Source organism: Variovorax gossypii (assembly GCF_003965815.1).
Classification (GTDB): Bacteria; Pseudomonadota; Gammaproteobacteria; order Burkholderiales; family Burkholderiaceae_C; genus Variovorax; species Variovorax gossypii.
The window spans coordinates 1,499,348-1,512,320 of record NZ_RXOE01000001.1; the positions used below are offsets into that span (position 1 = coordinate 1,499,348).

Genomic DNA, 12,973 nt, shown 5'->3' on the forward strand with positions numbered 1-12,973 from the left:
GCCGGGCCGCAGGTGTTGCCCCCTGCAAGGGGGTTGGCGTAGCGACAAGAAGTGCGCGAAGCCTGGGGGTGTGCCAGGTTCAGGACATGATCACTTGCAGGCTGTGCTCGTACGACGCCGTGAGGCGTTCGAAGGTGTCGAGCAGCGCCTCGCTGGAACGCACCAGCGTGGCGCGTCCGTCGGCGCTGTCGAGTGCCTGCACGCCGCCGACCAGCCTCAGCCATTCGTCGCGCGCGCTCGCCAGCGCGGCGCGGATCTCGGCGGTGCTCAGCGGGGTGCGCTCCAGCTCGAGCAAGGCCGCTTCGAACTCGGCCATGGTCGGCACCAGCCGCGCGCTGGCGGCTTCTTCCTTCAGCGCGGCAGCCAGCAATGCGTCTTTCGCAAGCCGCTGCGCGCGCATGCGTTGCCGCCCGCAGATGTTGACGATGCGCAGCGCACGCCGCGCGCCCGAGGTTTCGAGCGCTTCGGTCAGGGCCTCGGCCGCAGCCAGCAGCACTTCGGCGCGACGGTCGATGTCGGCCAGCCCTGCCGCCGTCGGCTTCGCCGTGAGGGCATCCGCCAATCCGCTCCACGCGGCCTGTGCCTGCGCGAGAGCCTCGATACCGGCCCCACCGAGCCCGAGGGCCGCCAGATGATCGAGGTTCTGCTGCACCCGCTCGGACGACTGCGTGCGCAGCACCCGCGCCCGCTGCGCGTCGATGCCACCCAGCAGCTGCGCCGCCACGCGCACCAGCCGCTGCGAAAGCATGCGCAGTTGCCCGGCGCGGTTGATCGCATCCGCCCACTGCGCCGCCTCGATGACCGAGCGCGACACCTCGCCGAGCCGCAGGTTGGCGTGCATCGCGGCGCCGCGCAGCAGGCCGAAGGCCTCGTCCTCTCCGATGCCGCGCGCGGACATCAGCAGGCCCTTGGCGCGATCGACCCATTTGCGCTCGTCCATGCGGGTGCGCAGGCTCTCCAGTTCGGTGCGCAGGGCGGCCTCGCGCTGCCAACGAGCTTGGGCGCGGGCGGTCAACGCGGCGAGCGATCCGGCATCGAGGGCATCGATCTGCATCCACGCATGGACGCCGAGCCCGATCAGTTCCTCATGCCCGACGCCGCTCAACGGCGCGCTGGCAAGGCTCAGCGCGCACGGCGGCTGGCCGGACCATGTGCGCAAGGCATCGAGCAACGCAGGCGTAACCAGGGGCAAACAGATCAGCGCCTGCCGGGGAGCCAGCGCCTCGACCTGCCGCGCGAAGCTGCCGCAGTCCGCAAGGCCCAGCACATCGAGCCCGGCGCCGGACAGCGCCTGCGCAAGCGCCTCTGGCAGCACGAGGCCGGCGGGTTCATCGGGCAGGACAACAAGAAGCGACATCTTCGTGGGAAAGCGGTGTGGGAACGCACCGCGAGCATAGGCCACGCCAGCGCCAACTCGCGGGCACGCCTCTTGCATGAAACAGGGCGCGGTGTAACGAAGCACCGCTTTGGTGAAGAGGCTGCAGGCTCCTGCATCCGGCTCGGCCTTGCACAGGCCGCGCGCACCTCCACGCCGACAGCGTCCGCTGCCGGCACTCCGCTCCCAACCCCGTCCGTCGACACGACCTCTCCAGGGTCGCGCCGCGGCTTTTCGCATCTTTGAACGCCATGTCCGGTTTCAGGAATTTCTTGCAGTCAGGCCACAGTCCGACACTGTTCGCGGCCTTCCTGTACTTCTCGTTCTCCTGCTGCATCTGGGTGCTGAACGGCGCCATGGCGCCCTTCATCGGCGAGACCTTCAGCCTCTCGCCGGCGCAGAAGGGCCTGATGCTGTCGGTGCCGATCATCGCGGGCGCGCTCATGCGCTTTCCGCTGGGCATCCTCTCGCAGTACATCGGGCGCAAGAAGGCCACGCTGGTCGAGATGGCGCTGATCGCGGTGGCGATGCTGTTCGGCTTCTTCTTCGTGAAGAGCTTCAACGACCTGCTCGCCATGGGCGTGCTGCTGGGCATCGCGGGCGCGAGCTTCGGCGTGGCGCTGTCGCTGGGCTCGGGCTGGTTCCCGCCGCAGCACAAGGGCCTGGCCATGGGCCTGGTGGGCGCGGGCAACGTGGGCACGGCGGTGTCGGTGCTGGTGGCGCCGCCGCTGGCCAACTGGCTGGGCTGGCAGGCGGTGTACGGCGTGGCCGCCGTCGCCATCCTCATTCCGATGGTGGTGATGGTGCTCTTCGCCAAGGAGCCGCCGGACGTGAACGCCCATTCGAGCTTCCGCGAGCACATCGCCTGCCTGTTCGAAAAAGACGGCTGGGTGTTCAGCCTGATCTACGGCGTGACCTTCGGCGGCTTCATCGGCCTCACGACCTTCCTGCCCTCGTACTACTACGACCAGTTCGGCGTGAGCAAGGTGCAGGCCGGCCAGTTGACCATGCTCGCGGCCTTCATGGGCGCGGCGGTGCGCATCGTGGGCGGCTGGATCTCCGACCGCTGGGGCGGCGTGAACACGCTCACCGTGGTCCTGCTGCTGGTGACCGCGAGCCTCGTGCTGGTGGGCTTCTCCTCGGCCTCGCTGACCGTCACCACGCTGGTGCTGATCGTCTGCTTCGCGGCACTGGGCGCGGGCAACGGCGCGTTGTTCCAGCTGGTGCCGCTGCGCTGGCCCGCGAGCACCGCGGTGGCCGGCTCGATGATCGGCGAGATCGGCGCCCTGGGCGGCGGCCTCGTGCCCAACGCCATGGGCCTGTCGAAGCAGTACCTCGGCAGCTACCTCTGGGGCTTCATCTTCTTCGCGGCGCTCTCGCTCGTGATGCTGGGCGTGATGCGCGTGATGCAGATCCGCTGGACCCGCACCTGGGCCGAAAAGGGTGGCCGCGCGCGCGTCACGCCGGCGCCCGCTCCTGCGGCCGCCAACCACGTTCGCAAGGCAGCACGCTCATGACTCGCCCCGCCCGCATCCGTTCAGCGTGGCAGGAACAAGAGCCACACGATCAGCAGCACGTTGAACAGCACCGAAACGCCCAGCGCCAGCTGGTAGAGCGCCAGCGGATCGCGGCGGATCAGCGGCGTGGCGGCGGGCGCGCTCACGGGGCGGGATGCACCGCGCTCGAGCGCGAGCAGCAGCTCCTCGGCGGTTTCGAAGCGCTCGCGCGGATCGCGGGCGACGGCCTTGCGCACCAGATGGTCGAGCCAGATCGGCACGTCGGGCCGCAGGCGCGAGAGCGCGACGGGGTCGCGCCGGTAGCGCGCCACCTGGTAGGGCTCGATCTCGCCGTAGGGCAGATGGCCGGTGAGCCACTGGTACAGCGTCACGCCGAGGGCGAACAGGTCGCTGCCCGCGTCGGCGGTGCCGCCCTCTTCCCACTGCTCGGGATTGATGTAGCTGGGCGTGCCCGCATGCAGCTCGCGCTGGGCCGCGCCCTCCCGGCCGGACAGCGCCACGCCCAGGTCGAGGATGCGCCAGCGCCCGTCTTCGCCCAGGTGCAGGTTGCCGGGCTTGATGTCACGGTGGATCACGCCCTGGCGATGCAGCCGGCCGAGCGCGCGGCTGAGCTCGATCCCGGCAGCCACCACCTCGGCCACCGCGCCGCGCGGGTTGGCCTTGCGCAACTGCTCCAACGTGCGCCCGCCATGCCAGTCGAACACGACGTACAGCGCGCTCGCGTTCTCGGCACGCTCGTGCACGCGGACGAAGCCGCTTCCACCGGCGCCACCGACGCGCAGCCCCAGCCACGCCTCGTGCGCCAGCATCGCTCGCTCCTGCGGGTCGCCGGCGCGCGAGGGATGCAGCGTCTTCAGCGCGACCAGCTCGCGCGTGACCGGATGGCGCGCCTGGTACAGCAAGTGCACGCCGGTGTCGGCCACCAGCGCGGTGACGGCGTAGCCGTCGAGCAGGTCGCCCACCTTCAGAGCGGGCGGCGGTGCGAGCCGGCGGCCGTCGCCGAGTTCGTCGTCGAGCTGCCGGGCGTCGAGCCCCACCACGCGAATGACCAGCGCGGTCGCGTTGTCGCGCGTGCCGGCGTCGAGCGCCGCGTTCACCAGCGCATCGCTGGCCGCCTCGGCGTCGCCCTGCAGAGCCAGCGCAGCCACCTGCTGCGGCCTGAGCACGCCGTGCACGCCGTCGGAAGTGAGCACGAAGCAGTCGCCCACGCGAACGTCGCCCTGCACGTAGTCGACGCGCACCTGGTCGTCGAGGCCGATGGCGCGCGTGAGCCGGCTGCGCATGTCGGGATGGTCGAAGGCGTGGTCCTGCGTGAGCGGCACGGCCGCCTCGCCGCCGGCGCGCACGCGCCAGGCGCGGGTGTCGCCCACGTGGGCGAGCGTGTAGCTCTGGCCGTGCAGCACCAGTGCGGTGAGCGTGGTGAGCGCGGTGCCCCCCTCTTCCCTGCTCTGGCGGCGGCGGTTGTGATCGGCCAGCCAGCCATTCTGCGCGGCGACCAGCCGGTCGAGCGCGGCGGTCGGCTCCCAGGTGGCGGGCGTGGCGAAGTAGTCGGCCAGAAGGCCCATCACCGTGGTCTGCGCCGCTTCGCGGCCGTGGCCGCCGCTGGACACGCCGTCGGCGATCGCGGCGATGAGCCCGCGCGCCTCGTCGCCCGGCGGCGCATGCACCGCGCCGGCGAAGTCCTCATTCACCTCGCGCGGTCCGCGCCGGCTGCTGTAGCCGATGTCCACTTCAAAGCTCATGGCGCGATTCTCCACGCGCGCCAGGGGCACCTGTCTGCTTGATGACGTTTGCTTGATTTCCAGGAAAGGCGAAGCCCCATGAAGAAAATGAAACTCGTGATGGTCGGCAACGGCATGGCCGGCGTGCGCACGCTCGAGGAGCTGCTGAAGATCGCGCCCGACCTGTACGACATCACCGTCTTCGGCGCGGAGCCGCACCCCAACTACAACCGCATCCTGCTGTCGCCGGTGCTCGCGGGCGAGCAGACGATCGACGAGATCGTGCTCAACAGCTGGGAGTGGTACTCCGAGAACAACATCACGCTGCACGCCGGCAAGAAGGTGGTGGAGGTCGACCGCGTCAAGCGCATCGTGCGTGCCGAGGATGGCACCGAGGCCGCCTACGACCGCCTGCTGATGTGCACCGGCTCCAACCCCTTCATGCTGCCTGTGCCCGGCAAGGACCTGAAGGGCGTGATCGCCTACCGCGACATCGCCGACACCGACTACATGATCGAGACCGCGCGCACGCACAAGAACGCGGTGGTCATCGGCGGCGGCCTGCTGGGCCTGGAAGCCGCCAACGGCCTGATGCTGCGCGGCATGAACGTGACCGTGGTGCACGTCATGCCCTGGCTGATGGAGCGCCAGCTCGACGACGTGGCGGGCAAGCTGCTGCAGAAGTCGCTGGAAGACCGCGGCCTGAAGTTCCTGATGGGCGCGCAGACGCAGGACCTGGTCGGCGGGGAAGACGGCCGCGTGAAGGCCATCCGCTTCAAGGACGGCACCGAAGTCGCGGCCGACCTGGTGGTGATGGCCGTCGGCATCCGCCCCAACGTGGAGCTGGCCGAGAAGATGCGGCTGCACTGCAACCGCGGCATCGTCGTCACCGACACCATGCAGACCGTGACCGACGCGCGCATCTACTCGGTGGGCGAGTGCGCGGCGCACCGCGGCATCGCCTACGGCCTGGTCGCGCCCCTCTTCGAGCAGGCCAAGGTGGCGGCCAACCACCTGGCGCAGTTCGGCATCGGCCGCTACCTGGGTTCGCTCACGTCCACCAAGCTGAAGGTGACGGGCATCGACCTGTTCTCGGCCGGCGAGTTCATGGGCGGCGAAGGCACGGAAGAGATCGTCATGAGCGACCCCTTCGGCGGGGTCTACAAGAAGCTGGTCATCAAGGACGACAAGCTGGTGGGCGCCTGCCTCTACGGAGACACGGTGGACGGCAGCTGGTACTTCAAGCTGCTGCGCGACGGCCGCAGCGTGCACGACATCCGCGACAAGCTGATGTTCGGCGAATCGAACATCGGCGACACCGGCCACGAGGGCCACAACAAGGCCGCGAGCATGCCCGACGACGCCGAGGTCTGCGGCTGCAATGGCGTGAACAAGGGCACGATCTGCAAGGCCATCAAGGAAAAGGGCCTGTTCACGCTCGACGAGGTGAAGAAGCACACCAAGGCCAGCGCGAGCTGCGGCTCGTGCACCGGGCTGGTCGAGCAGATCCTGATGTTCACCGCCGGCGGCGACTACTCCGCCACGCCCAAGAAGAAGGCCGTGTGCGGCTGCACCGACGCGAGCCACCAGGACGTGCGCGACGCCATCCGCAAGGAGCACTACCTGACGCACGACGAGGTGTACCGCAACCTCGGCTGGCGCACGCCCAACGGCTGCTCCACCTGCCGCCCGGCCATCAACTACTACCTGATCAGCACCTGGCCCAAGGAGGCGAAGGACGATCCGCAGAGCCGCTTCATCAACGAGCGCAGCCACGCCAACATCCAGAAGGACGGCACCTACTCCGTCATTCCGCGCATGTGGGGCGGCCACACCACGCCCGACGAGCTGCGCCGCATCGCGGACGCGGCCGACAAGTACAAGATCCCGACCGTCAAGGTCACTGGCGGCCAGCGCATCGACCTGCTGGGCGTGAAGAAGGAAGACCTGGAGAACGTCTGGAAGGACATCGGCATGCCCAGCGGCTTCGCCTACGCCAAGTCGCTGCGCACGGTGAAGACCTGCGTGGGCAGCGAGTGGTGCCGCTTCGGCACGCAGGACTCCACGCAGATGGGCAAGGACCTGGAGCGCGCGCTGTGGGCCATGTACTCGCCGCACAAGGTCAAGCTGGCCGTCTCGGGCTGCCCGCGCAACTGCGCCGAGGCGGGCATCAAGGACGTGGGCGTGATCGGCGTCGACTCCGGCTGGGAGCTCTACGTGGGCGGCAACGGCGGCATCAAGACCGAGGTGGCGCAGTTCCTGGTGAAGGTGAAGACGGCCGCCGAGGTGATGGAGTATTCGGGCGCATTCCTGCAGCTCTACCGCGAGGAAGGCTGGTACCTGGAGCGCACGGTGCACTACATCGGCCGCGTGGGCCTGGACTACGTGAAGAAGAAGATCCTGGAAGACGCCGAGGGCCGCAAGGCGCTGTGGGAGCGCCTGCAGTTCGCGCTCGACGGCGAGCCCGATCCGTGGTTCGAGTCGGCGCAGGCCTCGGTCGACGTGCGGCAGTTCACGCCGCTGACGGTCTGAGCGGAGAAGACGGGTTGAAACGCAGAGTCTTCATCGCTTCCGCGGCCGCCGCCGGCATGGGCCTGGGCGCGGCCACGGTCGCGCATGCCCAGGTCGCCGACCTCAACGACGCGATCAACAAGGCCGGCCGCCAGCGCATGCTGTCGCAGCGCGCCAGCAAGGCCTACCTCGCGCTGGTGCAGAAGGTGGAGTCGCGCAACGCGCAGCAGGTGCTCGACAGGTCGATCGCGCTGTTCGAGCGCCAGCTGGGCGAGCTCAAGGCCTTCGCGCCCAGCCCGGCCATCCGCGCCACCTACGAATCGCTCGAGACGGCCTGGGGCGCGTTCAGGAACGAACTCACCGACGCCGCGCCGAGCAAGGAAGAAGCGGCCCGGGTCGTGAAGCTCGACACCGCCGTGCTCGCGCTGGCCAACCAGGGCACCGGGCAATACGAGGCCGCTTCGGGCAAGCCGGTGGGCAAGCTGGTCAACATCGCGGGCCGCCAGCGCATGCTGTCGCAGCGCATGGCCAAGTTCTACCTGGCCACCGCCATGCAGATCGACCCGGCGGCCAGCACGGCCGAGATCGGCAAGTCGCGCACCGAATTCGTGAGCGCGCTCGAGGTGCTGCGCAACGCACCCGAGGCCACGGCGCAGATCAGGCAGGAACTGGTGCTGGCCGACGCGCAATGGCTCTTCTTCAACCGGGGCCTGCAGCGCCTCGAAGGCGCCGGGGCATCGCCCGCGCTGATGTCCGACGTGTTCGTGAGCAGCGAGAACCTGCTGGCGATCATGGATCGCGTCACCGGCCTGTATTCGGAAATCAAGACTTAGACGAGAGAGCCCCACCATGAGCGATTGGAAAGTCATCTGCCGCATCGACGACATCCCCGTGCTCGGCGCGCGCCGCGTGGCGCGGCCCGCCGGCCTGGACGTCGCCGTGTTCCGCAACGCCGAGAACGAGGTGTTCGCGCTGCTCGACCGCTGCCCGCACAAGGGCGGCCCGCTGAGCCAGGGCATCGTGTTCGGCACCAGCGTGGCCTGCCCGCTGCACAACTGGGCCATCGGGCTGGACGACGGCTGCGCCAAGGCGCCCGACGAGGGCTGCACGCCGAAGTTCGCCGTGAAGGTGGAAGACGGCGTGGTGCACCTCGACGCCGCCGAACTGGCGACGCATGCCATCGACCTGGAGCGCCCGGTCGCCGGCCCGAAGCCTTTCGCCGTGCTGTCCGTTCTTCCGCTGGAATAACCCATGACGCGGGAGACCCGGTCCACCTGCCCGTACTGCGGCGTCGGCTGCGGGGTGATCATCGAGTCGACCGGCGACGAGATCACCGGCGTGCGCGGCGACCCGGAGCACCCGGCGAACTTCGGGCGGCTTTGCACCAAGGGCTCGACGCTGCATCTCACGGCCAGCGCCACGGTCACGCGGCAGACGCGGCTGCTGCAGCCCATGCAGCGCCTCGCGCGCGGCGAAGCGCCCGCGGCCGTCGCCTGGGACACCGCGCTGGACAACGCCGCCGGCAAGTTCGCGCAGGTGATCCGCGACCACGGCCCCGACTCGGTCGGCTTCTACGTGTCGGGCCAGCTGCTGACCGAGGACTACTACGTCTTCAACAAGCTCGCCAAGGGCCTGATCGGCACCAACAACATCGACACCAACTCGCGCCTGTGCATGAGCAGCGCCGTGGCCGGCTACAAGCAGACGCTGGGCGCCGATGCGCCGCCGGCCTGCTACGACGACCTGAAGGACGCGCAGTGCCTCTTCATCGTGGGCAGCAACACGGCCTGGGCGCACCCGATTCTCTTCCGCCGCATCGAGGACGCGAAGGCCGTGAACCCGGCCCTGAAGATCGTGGTGGCCGACCCGCGCCGCACCGACACGGTGGAGATCGCCGACCTGTTCCTGCCCATCCAGCCCGGCACCGACGTGATGCTGTTCAACGGCATGCTGCACCTGATGCTGTGGGAAGGCTGGATCGACGCGAAGTACATCGCGGCGCATACCAATGGCTTCGACGCGCTGAAGGCCACGGTGCGCGAGTGCACGCCGGAGAAGGTGGCGCAGGTCTGCGGCATCCCGAAGGAAGACCTGTTCGAGGCGGCGCGGCTCTTCGCCACATCGCCGGCCACGCTGAGCCTGTACTGCCAGGGCCTGAACCAGTCGTCCAGCGGCACGGCGAAGAACGCCGCGCTCATCAACCTGCACCTGGCGACCGCGCAGATCGGCAAGCCCGGCGCCGGACCCTTCTCGCTGACCGGCCAGCCCAATGCGATGGGCGGGCGCGAGGTGGGCGGCCTCGCCAACCTGCTGAGCGCGCACCGCGACCTGGCCAACCCCGATCACCGCGCCGAAGTGGCCGCGCTGTGGGGCGTGCCCTCGGTGCCTGAGAAACCGGGCAAGACGGCAGTTGAGATGTTCCAGGCCGCGGCCGACGGCGAGATCCGCGCGCTGTGGATCGCCTGCACCAACCCGGCGCAGTCGATGCCCGACCAGGCCACGGTGCGGCGTGCGCTGGAGCGCGCCGAGTTCGTGGTGGTACAGGAGGCTTTCTCCACCACCGCCACCTGCGCCTTCGCCGACCTGCTGCTGCCCGCCACCACCTGGGGCGAAAAGGAAGGCACCGTGACCAACAGCGAGCGCCGCATCTCGCGCGTGCGCCCGGCCGTGCCGGCGCCGGGCGATGCGCGCAACGACTGGTCGATCGCGGTGGCCTTCGCTCACCGGCTCGAGCGGCAGCTGGGCCGCACTTTCACGCTGTTCCCGTACGAGACGGCCGAATCGGTCTGGAACGAGCACCGCGAATCCACGCGCGGCCGCGACCTCGATATCACCGGCCTGAGCTACGCGATGCTGGAGACCGCAGGCCCGCAGCAATGGCCGTTGAAAGAGGGAGAGAGCACCGGCCGCGCGCGCCTGTACGAGGACGGCGTTTTCCCCACGCCCGACGGCCGCGCCCGCTTCGTCGACACCGCCTACAAGCCGGTGGCCGAGGCGCGCGAGGCCCGCTACCCCTTCTCGCTGAACACCGGCCGCCTGCGCGACCAGTGGCACGGCATGAGCCGCACCGGCACGGCCGGGCGCCTGTTCGGCCACGTGCCCGAGCCCGTGGTGCAGATGAACGCACAGGACATGGCACGCCGCCAGATCGGCGAAGGCGACCTGGTGCACCTGACCTCGAAGCGGGGCTCGATCATGCTGCCCGCGCGCGCCAGCGCCGAGGTGGGGCTGAGCCAGGCTTTCGTCGCCATGCACTGGGGCGAGGAATACCTGAGTGGCTGCTCGTCCAACGGTACGCGGCTGGCGGGCATCAACGCGCTGACCACGCCAGCCTTCTGCCCCACGTCGAAGCAGCCGGAGCTGAAGCACACGCCGGTGAAGGTCCTCAAGGCCGAGCTGCCGTGGTCGCTGCTGGCCATGGCCTGGCTGCCGGCCGCCGAGGCGCTGGCCGCGCACCGCGCGCTGCAGCCGATGATGGCGCTGTTTCCGTTTGCGACCTGCGTGCCGTTTTCCGGCAACACGCAGGGCACCGAGCGCACCGGCATCCTCTTTCGTGCCGCCGCGCACGACGCGCCCGACGACGCGCTGGTCGAGAAGATCGAGACGCTGCTCGGCCTGCAGGCCGCCGACGCGCTGCGCTACGCCGACCGCCGCCGCGGCCAGCGCCGGACGGCCCGGCTGGTGCGCCGCGCCGACGGCAGCGCGGGCCTCGAAGCCTTCCTGCTGGGCGGCGACACCAGCGCCGAAGCGTGGATCGCCACCCTGCTGCGCGAGGAACTGCCCGCCCAGAGCTACGGCCGCCTGCTGCTGTCGCCGGGCTCGAAGGCGCCGGTGGCAGTGCAGTCGCGCGGCAAGACGGTGTGCACCTGCTTCAACGTGGCGGACGTGGCGATCCAGACCGAACTGGCCCGCTGCACCGGCACCGCCGACGAGCGGCTGGCGAAGCTGCAGGGGGCGCTGAAGTGCGGCACCAACTGCGGCTCGTGCATTCCCGAGCTCAAGCGCATGGTGCGGGCGACGCCCGCCGAAGCGCTGGCGGAGGCCCCGTGACTGCACTGGGCATAAGCCGAATGACGTTTCGGCATAAGCGTTGCAGGACAATCCGCCTACCCATGGGAATCAGCCAATACATCAAGGAAATCGGCCGCGGCGCGCGAGGCGCCAAGCCGCTCACGCGCGAACAGGCCACCGATCTGTTCGGCCAGGTGCTGGACGGCACCGTGACCGACCTCGAGATCGGCGGCTTCTGCCTGGCCATGCGCATCAAGGGCGAGACGCCCGAGGAGATGGCCGGCTTCCTCGATGCCACCCATGCGCGGCTGAACCTCATTCCCGCCGGCGAGCGCGCGCTGGTCGTGCTGCCGAGCTACAACGGCGCGCGCAAGCTGCCTGTGCTCACGCCGCTGCTGGCGCTGCTGCTGGCGCGCGAGGGCCTGCCGGTGCTGGTGCACGGCAGCGCGAGCGAAACCTCGCGCGTGCTGGCGTCGAACGTGCTGACGGCCCTGGGCCATGCGCCGATGACAGCCATCCGCCCCGTCGCCAGCGGCGAGGTGGCCTTCGCGCCCACCGAACTCCTGAACCCCGCGCTCAAGCGCCTGCTCGACGTGCGCCGCGTGGTCGGCCTGCGCAACCCCGGCCACAGCGTGGTGAAGCTGATGCAGCCCACCGCCGGCCCCTGCGTGGTGGTGGCGAGCTACACGCACCCCGAATACGCCCGCGTCATGGGCGAGACCTTCGAGCTCACGGGCATGACCGCCCTGCTCTCGCGCGGCCTCGAGGGCGAAGTGGTGTCGGACCCGCGCCGCACCGCGCAGATCGACGGCTTCGTGCGCGGCGTGCGCACCGAGCTGCAGTCGCAGCAGGCCGGCACCGCCTCGGAGGTGCCGGGGCTGCCCAAGGAAATCGACGTTGCAACCACCGCCGACTACACGCGCCGCGTGCTGGCCGGCGAGCTTCCCGTGCCGGAGGCCATCGCGACGCAGGTCAGGCACATCACGCAACTGGCATTGGCATCCCACGCATGAACAACGACAACCCCACCTCCCTCATCGCCGGCCGCTGCACGCTGGTGGGCGCAGGCCCCGGCGACCCGGAACTGCTGACCATCAAGGCCGTGAAGGCGATCCAGGCCGCGACGGTGCTGCTGGTCGACGACCTCGTGAACGACCAGATCGTGCAGGCCTACGCCCGCCCCGGCGCGCGCATCGTGCACGTGGGCAAGCGCGGCGGCTGCAAGAGCACGCCGCAGGCCTTCATCGAGCGGCTGATGATCACCGCCGTGCGCGAAGGCGAGACGGTGGTGCGCCTGAAAGGCGGCGACCCGTTCATCTTCGGCCGCGGCGGCGAGGAGGTGGAGCACCTGCGCGAAGCCGGCATCGAATGCGCGGTGGTCAACGGCATCACCGCCGGCCTCGCTGCCGTGACCGCACTGGGCGTTCCGCTCACGCACCGCGACCACGCGCAGGGCGTGGTCTTCGTCACCGGCCACGCCAAGACCGGCGCCGGTGCCGCCGAAGACCCGACCGACTGGCGCGCGCTGGCCGCGACCGCGTACAACGCGCGGCTCACGCTGGTGATCTACATGGGCGTGTCGGGCGTATCGCACATCGAGCGCGAACTGCTGCACGGCCTGCCGGCCGACACGCCGGTGGCGGTCATCCAGCATGCGAGCCTGCCGCACCAGAAGCACATCGCGACCACGCTCGGCAAGCTGCAGGACGGCATCGCCGAAGCGGGCCTCGCGAGTCCGGCGGTGATCGTGGTGGGCGACGTGCTGCGCGGGCTGGCCGCGGCGGCGCTGCCGGTGGGCGCGGAAAAGTTCGGCACCTGACGGGCTCCTGACCGGGGCG

The 12,973-nt window shown here is 69.8% G+C and carries 9 protein-coding genes; 7 read left to right on the forward strand and 2 right to left on the reverse strand.

Going from position 1 to position 12,973, the window contains the following annotated elements:
* Nucleotides 1-79 precede the first annotated feature (79 nt).
* Entirely contained in the window at nucleotides 80-1,357 is a 1,278-nt protein-coding gene (locus EJP69_RS07035) for an ANTAR domain-containing response regulator (protein ID WP_240652053.1), read from the reverse strand.
* 269 nt (nucleotides 1,358-1,626) lie between these two features.
* Between EJP69_RS07035 and EJP69_RS07040 the strand changes: the two genes are divergently transcribed.
* The gene (locus EJP69_RS07040; RefSeq protein WP_093204770.1) at nucleotides 1,627-2,892 is read left to right on the forward strand and encodes an MFS transporter; all 1,266 of its coding nucleotides are present in this window, start codon (nucleotides 1,627-1,629) and stop codon (nucleotides 2,890-2,892) included.
* A gap of 20 nt (nucleotides 2,893-2,912) precedes the next feature.
* On the opposite strand, the gene EJP69_RS07045 is transcribed toward EJP69_RS07040, so the two are convergent.
* Nucleotides 2,913-4,634, reverse strand: a complete 1,722-nt coding sequence (locus tag EJP69_RS07045) for a bifunctional protein-serine/threonine kinase/phosphatase (protein ID WP_126469160.1) — start codon at nucleotides 4,632-4,634, stop codon at nucleotides 2,913-2,915.
* 78 nt (nucleotides 4,635-4,712) lie between these two features.
* On the opposite strand from EJP69_RS07045, the gene nirB reads away from it, so the two are divergent.
* The 6 genes from nirB (at nucleotide 4,713) to cobA (ending at nucleotide 12,954) form a co-directional block, all read left to right on the forward strand.
* The gene (gene nirB / locus EJP69_RS07050; protein WP_126469161.1) at nucleotides 4,713-7,145 is read left to right on the forward strand and encodes a nitrite reductase large subunit NirB; all 2,433 of its coding nucleotides are present in this window, start codon (nucleotides 4,713-4,715) and stop codon (nucleotides 7,143-7,145) included.
* Between the two features lie 14 nt (nucleotides 7,146-7,159).
* Complete coding sequence (locus EJP69_RS07055; RefSeq protein ID WP_126469162.1) at nucleotides 7,160-7,957, forward strand: type IV pili methyl-accepting chemotaxis transducer N-terminal domain-containing protein; 798 nt, start codon at nucleotides 7,160-7,162, stop codon at nucleotides 7,955-7,957.
* 16 nt (nucleotides 7,958-7,973) lie between these two features.
* Entirely contained in the window at nucleotides 7,974-8,372 is a 399-nt protein-coding gene (nirD, locus tag EJP69_RS07060) for a nitrite reductase small subunit NirD (protein ID WP_093204762.1), read from the forward strand.
* A gap of 3 nt (nucleotides 8,373-8,375) precedes the next feature.
* Nucleotides 8,376-11,174, forward strand: coding sequence for a nitrate reductase (locus tag EJP69_RS07065; protein ID WP_126469163.1), 2,799 nt, complete (start codon nucleotides 8,376-8,378; stop codon nucleotides 11,172-11,174).
* Between the two features lie 62 nt (nucleotides 11,175-11,236).
* Nucleotides 11,237-12,148, forward strand: a complete 912-nt coding sequence (gene ybiB, locus EJP69_RS07070) for a DNA-binding protein YbiB (protein ID WP_093204757.1) — start codon at nucleotides 11,237-11,239, stop codon at nucleotides 12,146-12,148.
* Entirely contained in the window at nucleotides 12,145-12,954 is an 810-nt protein-coding gene (gene cobA, locus EJP69_RS07075) for a uroporphyrinogen-III C-methyltransferase (RefSeq protein WP_093204754.1), read from the forward strand. The genes ybiB and cobA overlap by 4 nt, the downstream gene beginning before the upstream one ends.
* Nucleotides 12,955-12,973: the final 19 nt, after the last annotated feature.